This window comes from Nostoc sp. T09 (assembly GCF_002154695.1).
Lineage (GTDB): Bacteria > Cyanobacteriota > Cyanobacteriia > Cyanobacteriales > Nostocaceae > Aulosira.
In genome coordinates, this window is sequence record NZ_MTAV01000101.1 from 1 (window position 1) to 19,625 (window position 19,625).

Consider the following 19,625-nt stretch of genomic DNA (forward strand, 5'->3'; position numbering starts at 1 on the left):
CCAAGGTTCGCAGTTCCTCCCCAGTTTGCCAATTCCAGACTTTGAGGGTCTTGTCAATGGAAGCAGAAATCACGTACTTACCATCCGGGGTAAGGGCAACTGCATTTACCCAGTTACTATGACCCACCAAGGTTCGCATTTCTTTTCCCGTTTCCCAATCCCAGACTTTGATGCTGTAGTCATGGGAACCAGAAACTACGTACTTGCCATCTGGAGTTAAGGCAACTGAACTTACCCAATTACTATGACCCACCAAGGTACGTACTAAGAAACCGCCAGGCGGAGTTAAGCTTGCTGTTTGCGGAAGTAAGTAAAGAATTTTGCATTGCTGTACTTGGGTTAGCAATCTTTGAATTTCTGATCTTTCAAAACCTAGCAACCGCCCTAATAATTGCCCTGCTAATTGCTGTTTATCCTCATTTAGAATATGTGCCGACAGCCTCAACGCACTTTGGATTAACTGCAAATTCTCATCTTCCGACAAAAAATCATAATCTGCTAGCAAAGCATTAATATTGATGTTCTCCAACTTCGCCTGCAACCAGCGAAAATCATACAGCAGTTGTTGTAATTCTCCTTCCCTTCCCCCCAACCGCAAGTGATAGGCTAAATTCTGCCAGATATAACCGTCATTCTCTAAACTATGCCAGCCTGCGGAGTATTTTTCGCTATAAGCATTTAACAGCCGATTGTGTAAAAACCCTATCCCTTCACTTTCGGTTGCTAAGGTCGCGTACTGCTTCCTCACATAATCAAACTGCAAGTCATGTAACTGCAAATTTCCCGTTTCATCCCGCAAAACCAGAGATTTACTCACCAATTCATCAATAATATCTTGGGTATCAAACTCATCTAACCCCAAGGGTTGCCAAAAAGTCTGCAAAACTGCTTCAGGTATGGATGTATCTTCTCTAAATACCGCAAAATCTAAATATCGCTGTTGGTAATTCTCATCCAAAGCCTCTACACTGACAGCAATTGCTTTGAGTAAATCGGGATAAGGATAATCGGGAAACTGTTGTTTGATTTTCTCTAAATCAGCACTGCGGAGTTTTTCTAAAATATTCTGCCAGCGATTTGGCAATTTCCCCCGCATCATCGCGCCTACCATCGCCAATGCTAAAGGTAAATACCCACATTCGCGCGCTACCTGCAAAACAACATCATTTTGCGGGCTTGAGTTCATGATCTCCGGTTGATTTGCCCAATCTGCCAACAGTTCTAAAGCCTGTTGTGCATCTAAAACCGCCAGCTGATACTCTTCTCCTCCTAACACCGTGACTATCGCCCCATCACGGGTGGTAACTAACATCTGACAGCGTTCGCCCAATACATCAAACGCCGTCGCATCATCCAAACGCCAGATATCATCCACAATCAGCAAGCAAGCTTTCTGTGCAAACAACTCTCGCAACCGCGCTTTCGCCAATCCCACCTCGGTAAACGCCGCTTGCTTGTCGCCCAACGCCGAAGCCAGATAGGATTGCCAAGTTAAAATCTGAGGCGTTTGTCCTAATGTTATCCAAAACACTCCATCAGGAAACGCCTGTCTAACTTCTTCGTCCCGTGCTAGAGCTGTAGCTAAGACTGTTTTACCAATTCCACCCATCCCTTGTACTCCAACCCGCCGACTTTTCCCGGTAATCCCCACACGTTGCTTCGTCGGCGATAATACTTTCTGTTTTAAGGGTGCAAGTTCTTCTTCACGTGGTAAAAAGTGCGGTGGTAACTCTGGGACGTTGCAAAGATTCCCTAAAATTCGACGATTAGGGACAACATCATCAACTAGTTTTTTTTTAACTCTTGAGCTAAATCCTCTCGCCCAATCTCAATCAAAGCTGATTCTAATTCACCAAGTCGATTTCTTTGCTCTAACCACTCCCAAATACTGTGGGGTTCTCTTCCCGTTTTGAAACCAGCACGTTCGTGTGGTTGAATCTCAAAATAATCGGCTAAATCTTGCCAGTCTTGCGTCAACCTACGGCAAATAAAAATCTTAGTTTGTCCAGAAATTTGTCTATTAGTACGTGGTTCCACAACTGGTGAATTAGGTGTTTTATCTATAATATGAGGATTTTTTTTGATTACAGGAATCGACTCACCAGACACGCCAGCTAACTCAATGGCATTCCGGGCAATATTAAAAGCAAACTCTACAGGCGAACCTGAATCGTATTCCCTATTGTAAGCCGCAAGTGCATCGTAAAAAGCCACAACAAATTCAATCGCGGCTTTGTCGCCAATTGCATCATTCATCCCAATCACATAATTAATGCGCTGGACTAAGGCGTTGGCTTGAACTTCCGAGTAGCAAGCGTTCAATAGCACGCATTCTACTTGGTTAGAAAACTGCCCAAAAAGACCAGCTAATGCTTCTCCCGTAACTAACTGTTCTTTTCCCGTTTCATCCTCAAAGCTTAATCCCTTTAACCCTACTCCATGCCCAGAAAAGTGAATAATATTTGGTCGATAATCCAAAATCGCGCGGCGAATATCCCTAGGACGGACTGCTAAATCGTACCGCAGGTCAAAGTTATCCCGATTCAACGACCTTTGCAAGCCTTCCTTAATATCACGCAGTTCTTCATCAAGGCGCAATCTTACCGTTTGCTTGGGATTTGCGGCTAATATCAGGATTTTTTTGGGTTTCATTAACAAATCACGGCTTTGATTCTGGTCTTTTTGCGATGGAGTGATAGGAGGCTGGGCAAAATTTGGCTGGGAAGGAGTTTGCTCGACTGCAAGAGGCTTGACCAAATTCAGGGTGGAAAGAGTTTGCTCAATGTTATCTAATTCTTGCTCCAAGCGTTTGAGTTCTGTTTCCTCAGCTTGGATTTGTTGTTCTAACTGAAACTTAACAGCAGCCCCAGCTTCAATTATTAGCGCGCGCCGCAACTGCGTTAACTTCTCATTTCTCAGATTCCACTCGTCTTGCAGGGAATCTCGTTGTCTTTCCAATCGCTGTTTTTGGTTGATATTCACTTTCGAGCAACCCTACTGTCAGCCTTTTGATTAGCTTTATGGATAATTTTAGGCATTTTTTATCTTGCAGTTCATGCCTTCTACCCAAAATCAAATCTACATTTAGCTCATATGTCAAACGTGACTCAGAAATTATAAGTAAATCGGTGAGAAAAGAACAAACTATGTAACCAAAAGTAAAATTTCTGGATTTGGCTCGTAGTTGCGCTTTAGCGCTAAAGCGCAACTACAAACAAGTGCGATCGCCTCACACTCACCTATACTTAATTGGACAATTAATATTTATTAATTTTTTCCATGTAATCTGACCCGAAATAGCGATTTTTCGCTCTGTATGTAATGTAAAGAGTATGGTCAGATTATTTTTTTATGAAATTAGATTTAACAAAATTCTATCAAGCGTGTGACCCCAGCAAAACCCTTGTCGTGGGGAATGCGGAGGATCGGCAATACTATATCGATTTTTCCTCTGTGCGCGGTGGCAAAATTATTACCGAATTAGAAAGAGCGATCGCACGTTATTCACCAGATAAGCCAACCTGCCAACTGTTTACAGGCCATGTCGGCTGTGGTAAATCTACAGAGTTATTGCGGCTGAAAGCAGAGTTAGAGCAGCAGGGGTTTCATGTAGTTTATTTCAACTCTAGCCATGATATGGATATGGCAGATGTTGATATTACAGATATTTTATTAGCGATCGCCCGTGAGGTAACTGAAAGCCTAGAAGCTATTAAAATCAAACTGACATCAGGCTATTTTGTAAATTTGTTTCGGGAAATTGCAGAGATTTTACAAACACCAATTGATGTTAGTGATGTACAGTTTTCTATCCCCGGCAATATTGCTAAAGTTACTGCTAAAACTAAAGATAGTCCTAGGCTTCGCAGTCAGTTAAGGTACTTTCTAGAACCACAAACAAATCGGCTTTTAGAAGCAATTAACCAGGAAGTCCTTGAACCTGCCATCAAAAATCTCAAGTGGCAAAATAAAAAAGGATTAGTGGTAATTGTCGATAATCTCGAAAAATTACATAATTCGATGAAGCCGTCAGGCTCTAGTCAGGCAGAATATTTATTTGTAGACCGAGGTGAACAGTTAAAACAACTCAATTGCCACCTAGTTTATACAATTCCCCTAGTCTTGATTTTTTCTAACGTATTAGGAAGGCTGACAGATCGATTTGGGGTAGATCCCAAAGTTTTGCCGATGGTTCCTATACAGCTAAAAGACAGTTCTGAATTTTCACAAGGAATTACTCTTCTACAACAGTTGGTCATGGCTAGAGCTTTTCCCGGTGTCAGTTGGGAACTCAGCCGTAATTTAATTACCCAGGTTTTTGATAGTCCTGAGACTTTAGAACAACTGTGCCGAGTTAGCGGTGGTCATGTGCGAACTTTGCTGATGTTAGTGCAAACTTGTCTGCAAAAAACAGATGATTTACCTATCTCCGATGACTGCTTGGCAAGTGTGATTAGGCAACGCTTTAATACGCTAAAAAATACAATTACCGATGATGAGTGGGACTTGCTGCATCAAGTGGCACAAGAAAAAAGCTTAAGAGGAGAGAAAAGATATCAAAGTTTGATACACAGTATGTTTGTCTTTGAATATCGGTATCAGGATGATTTGTGGTTTGATATTAATCCGATTTTGGCAGAAGCAAGAGAGTTGCAGTGATGGCTAATTCATACCAAACAGAAAATTTTGCGGCTGAGAACGAGAGTTCATTGCAGGCGTTAGTACGAGCGATCGCCCGTTCTCAAGGACAATTTTCGCTAATTTTTTTACGTTGTAACTACGCAGTTCTACGAGAGTGCATGGTGCAACGGCTGCGGGAGCTAGCAAGTATCAAAATTCGAGAACTAATTCTACCTGAGTCTATCAAGACGCTCTACACAACCATTCAGGCAGAAATTGGTTGTGAGCAGCCACCAGCATTGATGGTAATTGGTCTAGATACAGTAAGTGACATTGATACTGTACTAACTTCTACAAATCAAGTCAGGGAGGAATTTAGCAAAAATTTTCCTTTCCCCCTATTGTTGTGGGTTAACGATCAAGTATTGCAAAAGCTGATTCGCCTCACGCCGGATTTTGAGAGTTGGGCAACAACAATTGAATTTGAACTTACTAGCGATGAGTTAGTTCAGTTCTTACAACAAACAGTCAATGACGTATTTTCCAAAGTTCTAGAGGTAGGTGCAGATACATTTGTAGACTTGAATGCAGCCCTAAATTTAGGTGTTGGTTCATCTCGTCGCTTTGAGTTGGAGTCAGCCAGGAAAGATTTACAACGTCGTGGTGTAAATTTGCAACCAGAGCTAGAAGCCAGTCTAGAGTTTGTTTTGGGACGAGATGCTTGCAACTCAATGGAACAATCTTTAGAACACTATAAAAGAAGTTTAGAGTTTTGGGAAAAGTGCAATCGCCCAGAATGGCAAGGGTGTTTACTATTCTGCTTGGGTCTTTGGTGGCGTACAGATGCTGTGCTACACCGTTCCCGGTACGAGCAATCTTGTACCACAGCAAAAGACTATTATCAGCAATCAATTAAAGTATTCCAGCAAGCTAACCGCCCCGATTTAGAAGCTAAGTTTATCAATGCTTTAGGAGAAGTTTTACTAAGATTAAACCAGTGGAATGAGTTGGAAGATATTGCTAAAAGAGCGCAGGATTTGCATCAACTCTATTTCTATCCCATCCGACTTGCTTATAGTTATGGTTTGTTAGCCGAGGTTGCACTGGCAAAATCAGCTTGGCATCAAGCACAACAATATACTGAAAAAGCACAGCACATTCTAGAAAATGCCGCAGAGCCAGCCCTAAATTATTGTTACTTAGAGCAGAGTACTAGTTTAGCTCAGGCTTGGCAATCTCATGGCGGTTGGGATTTATTGTTATTGGCTCAAGCACAACAGCATCTCGATCGAGTTCCAGAAGCCATTAAAAACTTAGAAACTGCCAGAGCAGAAAGTAAACCTGAGTATAATCCACCAGTTTATATTCGGATTTTAGAGGTATTGCGATCGCTTTACTTTAAGCAAGGTCAATATCTCAAAGCTTTTCAAATCAAACAAGAAAAACGTCAAATTGAACATCAGTATGGCTTCCGAGCATTCATAGGTGCAGATCAACTGCCGCTAAAGCAACAGGTAATTAACTCGGCATTAGTCCCATCTACCCAGTCAGCAAATAACTCAGAAATTGCTACTTCTGCTCGTCGTCAGCAAGAAGTTGATTACTTAATAAAAGAAAGGATTTCCCGTTTTGATCACAAACTGATAGTGATTCACGGTCAATCAGGGGTGGGTAAGAGTTCGATGGTAAATAAGGAGCTACTACCAGCGCTGGAATATCCAATTAGCCAATATAAAACCTTGCCGGTAGTGCAGAAATTTTACACAAATTGGGTGCAAGAATTGGGTAATGCTTTGTCCGATGCGCTGGAGAAAAAAGGCATGAGCTTGCCTGCAACTCTAAATTCAGTGGCAGATATTATTACAGAATTGCGAAATCATAAAAATTGTAATTTACAAACAGTTTTAATTTTCGATCAGTTTGAAGAGTTTTTCTTTGTTTGCACCGAGCTATATGAAAGACGACCATTTTATGAATTTTTACATACAGCCTTGAATATTCCCTGTGTAAAAATCATTTTGTTACTCAGGGAAGATTATTTACACTATTTGTTAGAGTGGGAGCGTTTCACGAATTTAGATATTATCAATAATGATATTCTTAGTAAAAATATTCGTTATTCTCTAAAAGAGTTTTCGCCAGAAGATGCCAAATTAAATATCCAGAGTTTAACGGCGCGATCGCATTGTCACTTTGAACCTACGCTAATTGATGCCTTAGTGCAAGATTTAGCGGGAGATTTAGGAGTTGTGCGTCCCATCGAATTACAGATTGTCGGAGCGCAACTTGAAGAGGACAACATAACAACCCTCAAACAATATCAACAACTTGGTTCTAATTCAAAAGCAAAACTAGTTGAGCGATATTTAGAACAAGTTATTCAAGACTGCGGTCTAGAAAATAAACGGATTGCTCAACTCATTTTATTTCTGTTAACAGATGAAAACGGCACCCGTCCCCTCAAATCTCGTGCTGAACTGATAGAAAAGATAGACACAGCTGGCTTGCAATTAAAGGCTAACCAATTAGATTTAGTTTTAGAAATTTTAGTGAGTGCAGGGTTTGTATTTCGAGTCCGAGAACAACCAGCCGATCGCTATCACCTAGTTCATGATTATTTAATTGCGTTTATCCGCCAACAACAAGAACCTGAACTATTAGAAGAACTGAAGCTGACTAAGTTTCAAGAAAAACAAGAACGCCAGCGAGCAGAGATTGCCGAAATTGAGGCATTAAGTTCTCTTTCTCAAGCGTTGCTGTTATCACACGACCAACTTGAGGCATTAGTCACTGCTGTTCAGGCTGGAAAAAAATTACAGGAAATACCAGCACTAGTGGATATCAAGCTGAAGCAGAAGACGATAGCTAATTTACAACAGGCAGTCTACGGAATTCAAGAGCGAAATCGCTTGCAAGGGCATAGCGCTAGAATTTTGAGCGTGAGTTTTAGTCCCGATGGACAGATGATTGCTTCCGCCAGTGACGACAGTACAATAAAACTCTGGCAGCAGGACGGGACTTTAGTTAAAACTCTGCAAGGACATAATCTTGGTGTTAATAGTGTTAGTTTCAGTCCCGATGGGCAGATACTAGCTTCAGCAAGTACTGACAAAACAGTGAAACTTTGGCGAGTTAATGATACAGAATTGCTGAATACCTTTACAAGACATACTGACTGGGTTTTAAGCGTAAGTTTTAGTCCCGATGGTCAAATGATTGCCTCTGCCAGTGACGATTGCACAATCAAACTCTGGAAGCAAGACGGTACAGAAGTGCGAACCTTACTAGGGCATAGTGCTAGAGTCAGGAGTGTGAGTTTTAGTCCCGATGGAAAAATCATTGCCTCCACCAGTGACGATCGCACAGTCAAACTCTGGAACCTCAACGGCACATTAGTACAAACCTTACTCGGACATAGTGCTAGAGTCAGGAGTGTGAGTTTTAGTCCCGATGGTCAAATGATTGCCTCTGCCAGTGACGATCGCACAGTCAAACTCTGGAATCTCAACGGCACAGAAGTGCAAACCCTACAAGGACATAGCGATCGGGTCAGAAATGTAAGTTTTAGTCCCGATGGTCAAACGATTGCCTCAGCGAGTGATGACAGTAAAGTCAAACTCTGGAGCCTTAATGGAATTGTACTCAAAACCTTCAAGGGGCATCGCGCTAGGAGCAGAAGTGTTAGTTTTAGTCCCGATGGTCAGTTGCTTGCCTCAGCCAGTGATGACGGTACAGTCAAACTTTGGAGCCTTGAAGGTATAGAAAAGCCCACCCATCAAGGACATAGTGCTAGAGTCAGTTGCGTGAGTTTCAGCCCCCACGGGCAAATTCTGGCTTCAGCCAGCGAGGACAAAACAGTAAAACTATGGAATCTTGAAGGCAAAAAAATACAAACTTTTCGAGGGCATACTTGCTGGGTGAGAAGTGTGAGTTTCAGCCCTAATGGGCAGATAGTCGCTTCCGCCAGTGAAGATAAAACCGTGAGACTCTGGAGTGTTGATGGAACTTTACTCCAAACTTTCAAAGGCCATAGCGATAGAGTCCGGTGCGTGAGTTTTAGCCCAGATGGCAACACGATCGCCTCATCGAGTGATGACCAAACAATCAAACTTTGGAGTCTTGATGGCAGAGAAATACGCACTTTCCACGGACATTGCAATTGGATTTGGGGCGTGAGTTTTAGTCCTGATGGTAAAGCGATCGCTTCTGCCAGTGACGATCGCACAGTTAAACTCTGGAATCTAGCAGGACTAGAACTGTGTACCTTCCAAGGTCATCAAAATTGGGTAAGAAGCGTAAGCTTTAGTCCCGATGGTAAGATGATTGCTTCTGCTAGTGACGATCGCACAGTCAAACTCTGGAGCCTGGATGGTAGAGAATTGCAAACCCTTCAGGGACATCGAGATGCTGTCAACAGTGTAACTTTCAGCCCTGATAGTCAATTGATTGCTTCTGCCAGTGATGACAAGACAGTAAAACTTTGGAACTTAGAAGGCAAAGATCTGCAAACTTTTCATGGACATAATAACTGTGTCAACAGTGTAAGTTTCAGTCCAGATGGTAAATTGATCGCCTCTGCTAGTGATGGCAAAACTGTCAGGATTTGGAAAATCAACCATTTGGATGCTCCTACAGAGCTAGATGCTCTTTTGGTGCGCGGCTGTCAATGGCTACATGCTTATCTGACAACTAACCCCAACATTAGTGAGAGCGATCGCCATCTCTGCAATGATATACAGTAGAATGCAGGATTTAGAATCCAGAACTCAGAAGCAAGACAGGCTTGATGACTGAGTTTGAAATTGAGAATCTGTACTTACATTGCTTGAAATCCGCTGTAACTTCTCAAAAGAGTATCTTGTAAACAGCTTGTGGAGTGAAATTTAGACCTTAGTCGAAACCGCTGGCAGCTTGACAGGTTGTAATATTGGTGAATTCGGAATGTGGTGGCATTAGGAAAATCGCATAGCTAAGAGGAATAGTGAGATGAGCGAACGCATGGTTGGGCGAAAGAAAGCAGGTACATCCACTTTTTCAAATCCATCGCTTGTCTCACCAACAACTCCAACGCTGGCGAACCCAACCAGCGGTTTTGGGGTAACAAATCATGCTCCTGTCCAAACAGCAACTGAGGTATCAACCGAGTTTCAAGAAGCGCAGTCTGCTGGTGAGCAATTATCGGAACCAGATGTCATCAAAGAAAAGCCCCTTGGTCACGACATTAGTCGAATATCGCTGTTTCGTTCCCAGGCAACATTCTCCACAGGTCAAATAGAAAAAACTCATGAGCCGCTTACCCCAGAAGTAGTGCAGCGTAAATGTGCTGCTTGTGAGGAAGAAGAAGTGCAACGCGCAACAGACAATCCGGTTATCCAACGAGATGAAACCAGCAGTTTGCCACCTGTTCCCAACTACCAACTTTCTCCCCCTTCGTTGCTGCAACCTCCCGACCCTGCTTCACGCTATGGGCTGGGTATGGATATGCATTTACAACTCGATCCGCAGCTGCAAGCAATGGCAATGCAGCATATCCAGCAGCAGTTGCATCCGGCAGCGATTCGACCTGCCCTAAACCAGATCAATTTAGGAGTTCTACCCAATCAGGGATCTGGCAGTCCTAACACACCCAATCCCTTTGCTACCCCAACCCCACCTCCTGCTGCTCCACTGGTGCCTGCGGGTGCAGGGCCAGATACTCCCCAAACTGCCACAGCCGGGGATTTGCTGTCAGCGATTATGGCTGTGCCGGCAATTGATGGTGCCCTAAATTCGTTGCAAACACAAGCAAGCGATCGCTTCTCTCAAGACTGGCGACGGTTAAGAACTGGTGAGCAGGTTGCTGTTGTCAGCACTACTGTGTTGATTGGTGCAGGAGCGCTAGCAGGTGTGCTTTCCGATCCCAGCACTCGCCAATTCGCACTAGATCAACTGAATGGAAAAACCTTCCCTGTACCTGGATTGAACTGGTTGCGCTTGGAGATGAATACAGGCGGTGACAGCTTAATGTTAGGGATGCATGTTGATGTTGGACGCTTATTGCCACCCAGTTTAGGGTTTGGGCCATCTTCTCCAAGTGCGATCGGTGGACCTCCCCAACCTGAACCTGCTGTCCCCGGCCAGCGTACGATCCAACGAGTTGCAGATCTTCCAGAAGCGAGTCCTGGGCAATCGATTGGGCAGCGCATTCAACAGGCAACATCTAGCGGTGGTAGCAGTTTAGACAAGGGTGTTCAACAGCATCTAGAACAGAGCTTAGATACTGATTTATCTGGTGTACAGATTCACACTAATACCGAAGCCGATCGCCTCAATAAATCGGTGAATGCGATCGCTTTTACTAGTGGTCAAGATATCTTTTTCAGTGCAGGTAGCTATAACCCCAGTTCGTCAGAAGGTAAGCATTTGATTGCCCATGAAGTTGTGCATACAGTGCAGCAGGCAAACGGAGCAGTAGCGGGGAAAGCCACAGACGCAGGGGTTTCGATCAGCGATCCGTCAGATGCATTTGAACAAGAAGCAGAACAGGTAGCCGATCGAGTAATGCGGATGCCCGATCTTCAAGCCAAAGAACTTGCAGATAGCAACTTCTCCACAACACCCAATAGATTGCCTGATTCTTCATTGCAGACAAAATCTCGGGATAAATTACAGCTGCAAACAAAAGAAATTTCACGGCAAGCCAGTCCATTGGAGAGCAACTTTAAGATAAATCACGATATCTCCCTAACATCAAGCACTCCTTTGACAATTCAGCGACAGGTTGCCAATCGCCAAAATCCAGAAACAGCTGGATCTGCCAATGCCAGGGTGAAACAACAGATGAATCAGGCATTGAAACAGGATCAGACAAACTCTCCAGATGGATCGCCTGGTTCTCAGCCAAATAATTCAACTAGTCAAATTGATCGCACTCAAGTTGAGCAGAAAAAGAGTGAGTTGTTATCAAAAGCTCAACCTGATTCTGGGCGCTCTTCCCATGAGATGCAGGTGGAGCAGACAGCAACCAAAGTAGTCGAAGAAGTAAACAAGCCAACCAAACCTCTAACAGATAGCAAAGAAACAGCTCCACCTGAGCAAAAAGCAGCTAAAGGTGAGGATGGTGCACTCCCAGCAGCAGAGCAAGCGGCAAATCTGGCGAATCAAGCCTTTGCGATCGCAGATGCTCAAGCAGTTCCCAATACCCCCGTTGAGATGGTATCACCTCAGCCCGTCATTCCAATGGATGCTGAGGGAAAGCTGCTACCCGCAGACCCCCAGGGGGACGCTAAGATTTTAAATTTGGCAGCTAAAGTAAAAGTTTTGCGCGAACAGGGGCATAGTATACGGCAACAGGCAGCCTTAGAGCGCAGTAATGCTGAGATTATTCGTGGCAATATCAAGGTTGCAGAGGCAGGAATTCAGCAAGCCGAGGCAGGCGTTGAGAAGTCTCAAACTCACCTCAGCTATCGACGTGAGGTAGTTGGACAAGCTAAATCTGCTCTGAGCACCTCTGAGCAAAAAGCAAACATGGTGGCAGAACAAGCTCCAACCTACACTGCCAAGGCTGATGAAGGGAAGGAACAATCGGGTCCGATGGCAGGTGAAGCAGGACAGCTAGCAGCAGAAAATTCATCGAAGACGCCAGATGATGGCGAAGCAGCAGCAAAATCTCAAGAGCAGGGACAAAAGCTCAACAAAGTAAATGCCGATATTCGGAGTACGGATGATGCGATCGCCCAAACTAAAGTTAAGGCAGAATCCCTGAGTCAGGAAGCGGGAGAAGCAAAGCAAACTAATACCCAGACCAAAGTCAAAATCTCCACGATGGAGGCTACGCTGACACAAACTGAGAACAAGCTGTCTCAAATGGATCAGCAAAATCTGGCAGGTCGTACTCAATTAGCCAGCGTCAAACAAGGTCCGGCTCAGATGACAGCAAGTGCAACAGCCCTAGACGAACAGGGAGCATCGCTTGTTCAAGCTTCTATTGATTTGGAAAGTCGCCTACACAAAACACAAGAAAATTTTCAGCAGGGAATGAGTTCAGTTCCTGGTTCAACCTTGACACAAAATCAGGAAGAAACAGGCAATACAGCCTTCATCCAGCGCACTGTTGCTGGACGATATGAAGACCGAGTTAACTTAAATTGGGGTGGAAAACTTACAGATGAATTGCCACCTTGGGTAACAGGTGAACAGCGAGCTTCTGAGGAAGCCCGGAGAAAAGCCCAACAGCAAGAACAAGCTCGCCGTCAAAACGAAATCAATGAGATTGAGCAGTTAACAGGTGGACACTTTGAAAAACTGAGTGCCGCTGATAAATCAGCCATTGCTTTGCGTTTGACTGGACGCCACCTTTTTGCATCCGTCGGTGAAACTCAATGGCCGAAATTCTTGGGTCATATGGTGCAGGGGTTGGTAGACCCTCGAATCTCACTCATGGGTGTGGTGCAGGGGTTGAGTATGACATTTTCAGGAGTGGCAAATTTGGTGAGTGCGGAGCAGTGGAAGCGCGATCCTCTAGGCAACCTGCTGAAATCTGCTGCTGATATCGCCACAGGAATCACGATTGTCTTAGGGTCAATTGCGGCCCTAGCACTGGCGATCGCAATTATCCTCTCAGCGATCGCCATTATTGGCTTCTTGTTCACCGGCGGAGCTACTGCTGCCCTAGCACCGATCATTTCCTTCTGTGGAACTGTAGCTAGTACAGTCGGTGGTTGGACAATTGCTGCTGCCAAAGTTGCGCTGGTTCTACAAGCCCTCGTCTTCATCAAAAACCTGATTGATGCTGCAACCGCAACCTCTGCCAAAGATTTGCAGAACCAAGCCGACAGCATGACCGAAGACACCAAAAACGCCGGCAATATGGCAATGCAAATTGGTATGGCGAAGGTAGCAGAAGTCGGTGGTAAGGCATTAGGAGAAACTGCGATCGGTCAGCGCATGGCTGGTGGAGCGCAGGCTTTTGCCGAGGAGGTTGGTATTACCAAACCCTCTGCCGCCCCAATTGCCGAAACCGCACCCGTTGTTGGGGAAGGAACGGCCACTGCTGCCCCCGAACCAACTTCTGTAAAAGCACCGCCAGAAGGTACAACTCCTGCTGCCGAAGGTACTCCTACAAAAGCAACTCCAGAGGGCGCACCTATCGAAGAACCTGTTCCTGTTAAAGAGACTGGTGTTACATCTGAAGTAGAAACACCAAATGGCAAGCGCAGTACTCATCTTGATGAGCCAGTAATTGAAGAAGGGATTGTTGCAAAAGAAAAAACAGCCGATGGGCAACACGAAGTTAAAGTTACCCAAGATGGGCGTCTTGTCAAGTGTTCAACTTGTGCAGAGCTAAGAGCCGAAATTGGAGAACTCCCTGACTCCCATCCTCAAAAGCAGGCTCTACAAGAACGACTTAATCAAATTGAAGCTAACCCTGACCCCCAAGCGAAAGCGGCGCAAGCTAAGCAGCTTGAACAACAATTGGCTGAAGCTAGGAATACACAACAACCATCCCCTGCTGAGTCTGCACCAGCCCAGTCGAAAGGCGCTGCCCTTGCCGAGAAGCTAGGTTATCCAGATCCGGAACCAGGTTATCATTGGGCAGAAGTTAATGGTGAGTTAGTTTATAAGCGTAATCCTTTGAGAGGAGAAGGACCTCAACGCCCCGAAAGAGTTTACGATCCAGAAACACAATCTTTCAAAGATGTTGAATCACCAGTAGCCGAACCAGTTGAAGGCGAACCTCTGACTACCGCTCAAAAAGGCAAATTCGGAGAACAAAAAGCTGACGCTTTCATGGAAGAAAATGGTTTTGTGAAGCGGGGTTCCCATGATGCACCTGGATCTGGTGGTGGTAAACCCAAACCTCAGGGAATTGATGGTGTCTACGAAAACACAAATCCGCCACCAAAGTGGGTAGTTGGCGAAGCCAAGTATGATACGGCAGGGTATGGTCAAACCCAGAGTGGCAAACAGATGAGTGAGCCTTGGGCAGATGCAAGGCTAGATCATGCGGTAGGTAAAAAGCTTGCTGACCAAATACGATTAGACGGTTATGAGCGTTGGGAGTTGCGCGTTGATCCCAGTGGCAAAGTAATAAAAACTAAGATTACTTGGTAACAGTAATGATAAATTTGGTTAGCTTTATAAGTAGAAAACAATTCTAATTCACTTTTATCGAAGGGTTTGATGACATGCAAGAGCAACCACTAACAAAGCGAGAAACCTTTAAAGAACAAGCTTATTTTGATGAGCAAGTTCGTTATAATGCGGAAATGCTAAGAAAATTTAATGACGTGATTGGAAACCCCAATACAGCAGTTGAACATCGCAGAAACCTACGTCATACAGTTTTTCGACGGCAGCTTGAGCAGATGATTACTCGATATTCTCGTGGTGAAACAGTTGAACATTTAAAAGAGTCATTTCCACAGATTGTTGATGCATTAATTGCCTATCAAGAAGAACCTGGTCATGCAGTTTATAACTTTAAAGAGTTCGATGCATATATATATGGTTTATGGCTAGTTTCCTTGGCTATCCTATTGGATATAGACGATAACTATTTTAATAAATTAGTTGGAGAACTAAATAATGATGGAAGAGATGCAGTGTTTGAAAAACTTGTATCTTTACGTTTATCAGGTCGCCCAGAAATTTCAGAAATTCTTTATCCTAAACCTTATAAGTTACTTTTTGACGCATTAAATACTACAGGAACAGAGCAGATCGGCCTGATCAAAAACTTTTTAACACAGTATTATAAAGGTATGAAGAAAGCCTATTGGTATGATTCCCATTTGGGAGAAGATGCTGGTTTTTTTGGATATTGGTGTTTTGAACTAGCGGCATTTGTGAAAATGCTAAACATTGATGACAAGAGTTTCTCTGATAACATATTTTATCCTAGAGATCTAATACCCTAATCATTTTATTGATTGAGTCTTTAATCAAGATGAAGCTCAAAATTATGAATACTCGGAAAAAAGTAGATTTGAAAACTCTTCCAGTTTTTCTGCAATATGTTATTGCTCTTTTAGTTTCTACAATAGTATTTGCTCTTGCCTGGTACGTTGGCAAAGATAAACCGATTCCAGATTGGATACAAAATTACATTATGCCCAATTTGGGATGGATTGGAATTGTATTATTAAGTTATTTTTTTGGGCGCTGGCTAATTAATAAGGTAAGTGGTGATCCGCCATGACTCAAAAAACAAGTTCGGGTAGAGAATCTGGTAAGCAAATTACTGACGCGATCGCTCATTTAGTTCAAGAACTGACAAGTACTGGTTTAGCAACCATGCCTCAGGAATTAGCGTCAACTCAATTAACGAATGAATTGATTGCTAATCTATTTCAAGAAATAGCAAATAGTGGTTTGTCAGGCTTACCCGAAGAAGCAACTAATAACACCCAGGTAAATGCAGCAATTGGACATTTTTTTGATGAATTAGCAAATGTAATTCCGTCAACAATAACGAACCCATCAATTTCAAAACAATCAATTTTTCAGACAATAATAAATTTCTTTAAATCAGATGAATGGGAATTTCAACAACTGGATGGTATTCCTGTAATTCAACTAGCTTTTCAAGGTAAAAATGGTAGATGGGACTGCTACGCTAAAGCTATTGATGAGCAAGCAAAATTCCTTTTCTATTCTGTTTTTCCAAACAACACGCCAGAAGATAAGCGCTCTATCATGGCAGAGTTTCTCACAAGAGCAAATCTCGGTACGATCATTGGTAATTTTGAGCTAAATTTTGCTAATGGTGAAATCCGTTACAAAACCAGCATTGATACCGCCGATGAGCCACTGGCGCTAAGTTTGATCAAAGGACTCGTCTACACTAACGTCTTCATGATGGATAAATATCTGCCAGGAATCTGCGCTGTCATGGAAGGCAATATCTCCCCAGAAGAGGCAATTCGTTCTATCGAACAGCCTAATATTAACTGAAATGGGGGCATCAAAGAAAAATCACCCCAGTAACTAAAAGAAAAGAGGCAATTTTTCTTGTTAAGGCAGCGATCGCAGTATGCTGCTACCTTTGGAAATAATGCAACTGCGATCGCCTGCTACCATAGCAAACAAAGTTACTCAGATAACTCACCAAACCTTTCCCGATAACGAGCCAGCATAGCCTCCATTTCTGCAAGCTGCTGTTGAGCTTGTTCGCGTTCTTGTTCGGCTTGTTGGCGCTGTTGCTGCTCCTGCTGTGCGACTTCTTCGGGTGTGGGTATGAGTTGCCCATCAGCAGTGAAAAAGCGCAGTTTTGATTGGTAAATCCCCAAATATAACTCTAATTGCTGACTCCATAACCAGCCTGCTTCATTTGGTTGCAGTTGTTGATAACGACCATCTAATAAATGAAATCCCTTGAATTCTAAGCTTTCTGGGTCAAACCAAAAATAGTCAGGAGTCCGCCAAATATCTTGATAGATTTCTTTCTTCAAGCCTCTATCAGTAGCAGCTGTTTTATCAGAAAGAATTTCTACAATCACATTTGGGTATTTGCCATCTTCTTGCCAAACTACCCAGCTTTTGCGTGTTTTGCGTTCAGTATTTAGAACTACAAAGAAGTCAGGGCCTCTAAATTGCTCAGATTTACGCTGACGCGGACTGTAATATACTGTCATGTTGCCGCAAGCGTAGAAATCCTGACGCTCTTTCCAGTACCATTCTAAACACTGTATCAACAGCAGTATTTGCCGCAAGTGTAGTTCTGTTTCCAAAGGCGGTTCGTCACTGTATAAGTCGCCAGGAGGAAATATAACATCTTCTAGTGCGTCTTCTGAAATCATTGCTAAATCTTGAGCAGAAGACATAATAATTTCTAATCTGCAACTATTTGGACAAGATAAATCTAATTTTACCCAATTAACTCACCTAGGGATATTCTTAACTTAAGTCGATTGCGATCGCTCAAGTGTAGACTCCAACCCTTGCCTTGCTTTTATCCTCATCCTAGGGAGTAAAAATTGTTCATTAGGGCTGCCTTGCTTGCTAACTATTTGCATAGCCCCCAACTGATTCGCTAGGCTATTTATATTCTAATTATTCTAAGGCTTGCTATGTATGGATTTTGAAGGCAAAGCTACTTCGACAACTGCTACAGACAACATGGAATTGCCATCTGCTAATACTCGTAAGCCCTTGGTATTGCTGCGAGATACTGAGGCTTTACTACGTCGCCCCGCCGTGGAAACACTCCTGCCGATTTTACCACCCAAGTTGAGCAACAAATTACAAACAGCCTCATCTTTAGCTGAGGAATCTTTAAAAGAACTAGCAGAAATTAATCTGGAGGAGATAGGTGACTTTGATCTGCGACCTGCAAGGATTCGTGTGGGTTTAAGCTTTGTTGGTTTTGGCGCTCTGATGATACTAATATTATTGCTTCACTTGAAGACCCTAAATCTACAATTCAGTACAGTTGAGCAGATGCAGCAATTTTGGTATCAATATGTTTGGTTTGTTTGCTTGGGTGTAGCGGGGATGTTTATCTTAGGTAGAGAAGCCATGCGTCCGATCCGCAAGCCGCGAAAATTACAAAGAGATAATATTTATAAGCAAAGATAATTTGCTAATTTTAATACTTTATAATGCTAAATCTGGCTGGGTATATACACCTGTGGGAGCCATTTTCTATGAATCATGACGCTTTTATTGTTAAACCAGGATCGAAGATTTCTTTACAAAAGCAATACGACCCTGCATATAAGGGTGATTACCAGCAAAAAGCTGATGCTGAAGGTAAATTACAAGCAGATATTCAACGGCTAGCATCTTACCAAGATATTCTTTACGCACAAAATACCTATGCCTTGCTGATTATTTTTCAGGCAATGGATGCTGCTGGCAAAGACAGTACAATTAAACATGTCATGACTGGTGTCAATCCTCAAGGTTGTCAAGTCTTTAGTTTTAAAGCACCAAGTGCAGAAGAATTAGACCATGACTACCTTTGGCGCTCAGTGAAAGCTTTACCAGAACGCGGACGAATTGGGATATTTAACCGCTCATACTATGAAGAAGTATTAGTGGTGCGTGTACATCCCGGAATTCTTCAAAACCAGCAACTTCCTCATCTTCCTAAGGGAAATCAGATATGGCAACAGCGTTTTGAGGAAATCAATAATTTTGAAAAATACTTAGTCAATAATGGTATTATTATCCTCAAATTTTTTCTGAATGTTTCTAAATCAGAACAGAGAAAACGCTTTTTAGCGCGGATTGAATCACCTGAAAAACATTGGAAATTTTCTGCTAATGATATCCGAGAACGAGCTTTTTGGGATGATTATATGAGTGCTTATGAAGAGACTTTTCGGCATACTAGCACTGAATGGGCACCTTGGTATATTATTCCTGCCGATCGCAAATGGTTTACACACCTTGCAGTTGCTGATATCATCGGCACAAAATTAAAAGAATTGAATCTGAAATATCCCACTGTCAGCGAGGAACATGAGCAGAAACTTTTGCAAGCAAAGCAAATGTTAGAAGATGAAAATTAACTTATTATCTTAAATGTTTGGCGGACGGCGCGATTAAACCGCGCTATTGCTTGTAACAGTTGCGTAATTCCTGACCCAATCAAGAAAAAACTATGGGTTTCAAAATAGACGCGGTTTAGATTGGATTTTTTCCCTTTAACTTATGCGGTAATCTTTGCGCACCATTACATAATGCAAGATGCGGCGATTTCGCGCCGCATCTTGCACAATTATTCTGTAGATTTATATGAGAGCAACGTTGTTTTGGAAGCTAGCTCAGGTAATGTTAGAGTAACTACAACAACTAAATGAAAAAACAAACACTGGCATTCAAGGTTTTTCTCAAAACTATTTATCGCTAATAAGTTGTTAAATTTTATACAGGTGTAGCTCCCGCCTTATAATTATTAGGCGGGTATATCGTGTACACCTATCCACCCGTTTCTGCTTTTGCGTTTACTGGCAGAAACATTTGTACTAGTTTTTTTCTGATGTTGCAGGATTCTAGGTGAATCTTCCAATACTTCTTCT

General features: G+C 43.0%; 11 protein-coding genes. 8 read left to right on the forward strand and 3 right to left on the reverse strand.

Annotated elements, in window-relative coordinates:
* Together BV372_RS20165 and BV372_RS20170 are read right to left on the reverse strand one after the other, a co-directional pair.
* Positions 1 to 1,651 (reverse strand): NB-ARC domain-containing protein (locus BV372_RS20165; RefSeq protein ID WP_256973340.1); only part of this gene is annotated, 1,651 nt, incomplete at its 3' end.
* A gap of 134 nt (positions 1,652 to 1,785) precedes the next feature.
* Complete coding sequence (locus BV372_RS20170) at positions 1,786 to 2,982, reverse strand: CHAT domain-containing protein (protein ID WP_256973341.1); 1,197 nt, start codon at positions 2,980 to 2,982, stop codon at positions 1,786 to 1,788.
* A 369-nt stretch (positions 2,983 to 3,351) separates the two neighbouring features.
* Between BV372_RS20170 and BV372_RS20175 the strand changes: the two genes are divergently transcribed.
* The 6 genes from BV372_RS20175 (at position 3,352) to BV372_RS37160 (ending at position 16,554) form a co-directional block, all read left to right on the forward strand.
* Positions 3,352 to 4,659: an ATP-binding protein gene (locus tag BV372_RS20175; RefSeq protein WP_086688276.1), complete on the forward strand. Its 1,308-nt coding sequence runs from the start codon at positions 3,352 to 3,354 to the stop codon at positions 4,657 to 4,659.
* Positions 4,659 to 9,362, forward strand: a complete 4,704-nt coding sequence (locus tag BV372_RS20180) for a hypothetical protein (RefSeq protein ID WP_086688277.1) — start codon at positions 4,659 to 4,661, stop codon at positions 9,360 to 9,362. Before BV372_RS20175 ends, BV372_RS20180 begins: the two co-directional genes overlap by 1 nt.
* A gap of 244 nt (positions 9,363 to 9,606) precedes the next feature.
* Positions 9,607 to 14,712 carry a DUF4157 domain-containing protein gene (locus BV372_RS20185; protein WP_086688278.1) on the forward strand — a complete coding sequence of 1,702 codons (5,106 nt, stop codon included), beginning with the start codon at positions 9,607 to 9,609 and terminating at the stop codon, positions 14,710 to 14,712.
* A gap of 74 nt (positions 14,713 to 14,786) precedes the next feature.
* A complete protein-coding gene (locus BV372_RS20190; protein WP_086688279.1) occupies positions 14,787 to 15,518 on the forward strand; it encodes a PoNe immunity protein domain-containing protein in 732 nt (243 codons plus the stop codon).
* 44 nt (positions 15,519 to 15,562) lie between these two features.
* Complete coding sequence (locus BV372_RS20195; protein WP_218776746.1) at positions 15,563 to 15,799, forward strand: hypothetical protein; 237 nt, start codon at positions 15,563 to 15,565, stop codon at positions 15,797 to 15,799.
* On the forward strand, positions 15,796 to 16,554 hold the full coding sequence (locus tag BV372_RS37160; RefSeq protein WP_218776747.1) for a YbjN domain-containing protein: 759 nt from the start codon (positions 15,796 to 15,798) through the stop codon (positions 16,552 to 16,554). Before BV372_RS20195 ends, BV372_RS37160 begins: the two co-directional genes overlap by 4 nt.
* Positions 16,555 to 16,691: 137 nt before the next feature.
* Here BV372_RS37160 and BV372_RS20205 read toward each other — a convergent pair whose 3' ends face one another.
* Positions 16,692 to 17,423: a Uma2 family endonuclease gene (locus BV372_RS20205; protein WP_086688281.1), complete on the reverse strand. Its 732-nt coding sequence runs from the start codon at positions 17,421 to 17,423 to the stop codon at positions 16,692 to 16,694.
* 250 nt (positions 17,424 to 17,673) lie between these two features.
* Here BV372_RS20205 and BV372_RS20210 point away from each other — a divergent pair, with 250 nt between their 5' ends.
* Positions 17,674 to 18,177 carry a hypothetical protein gene (locus BV372_RS20210; RefSeq protein WP_143845212.1) on the forward strand — a complete coding sequence of 168 codons (504 nt, stop codon included), beginning with the start codon at positions 17,674 to 17,676 and terminating at the stop codon, positions 18,175 to 18,177.
* A 68-nt stretch (positions 18,178 to 18,245) separates the two neighbouring features.
* Positions 18,246 to 19,115: a polyphosphate kinase 2 family protein gene (locus BV372_RS20215; RefSeq protein WP_086688282.1), complete on the forward strand. Its 870-nt coding sequence runs from the start codon at positions 18,246 to 18,248 to the stop codon at positions 19,113 to 19,115.
* Positions 19,116 to 19,625 lie beyond the last annotated feature (510 nt).

Excerpts from the sequence above, each read along its gene's own strand:
- BV372_RS20215 (WP_086688282.1), top strand. The coding sequence starts at position 18,246 with ATGAATCATGACGCTTTTATTGTTAAACCAGGATCGAAGATTTCTTTA.
- BV372_RS20210 (WP_143845212.1), top strand. The coding sequence starts at position 17,674 with ATGGATTTTGAAGGCAAAGCTACTTCGACAACTGCTACAGACAACATG.
- BV372_RS20175 (WP_086688276.1), top strand. The coding sequence starts at position 3,352 with ATGAAATTAGATTTAACAAAATTCTATCAAGCGTGTGACCCCAGCAAA.
- BV372_RS20190 (WP_086688279.1), top strand. The coding sequence starts at position 14,787 with ATGCAAGAGCAACCACTAACAAAGCGAGAAACCTTTAAAGAACAAGCT.
- BV372_RS20205 (WP_086688281.1), bottom strand. The coding sequence starts at position 17,423 with ATGTCTTCTGCTCAAGATTTAGCAATGATTTCAGAAGACGCACTAGAA.
- BV372_RS37160 (WP_218776747.1), top strand. The coding sequence starts at position 15,796 with ATGACTCAAAAAACAAGTTCGGGTAGAGAATCTGGTAAGCAAATTACT.
- BV372_RS20180 (WP_086688277.1), top strand. The coding sequence starts at position 4,659 with ATGGCTAATTCATACCAAACAGAAAATTTTGCGGCTGAGAACGAGAGT.
- BV372_RS20185 (WP_086688278.1), top strand. The coding sequence starts at position 9,607 with ATGAGCGAACGCATGGTTGGGCGAAAGAAAGCAGGTACATCCACTTTT.
- BV372_RS20195 (WP_218776746.1), top strand. The coding sequence starts at position 15,563 with ATGAATACTCGGAAAAAAGTAGATTTGAAAACTCTTCCAGTTTTTCTG.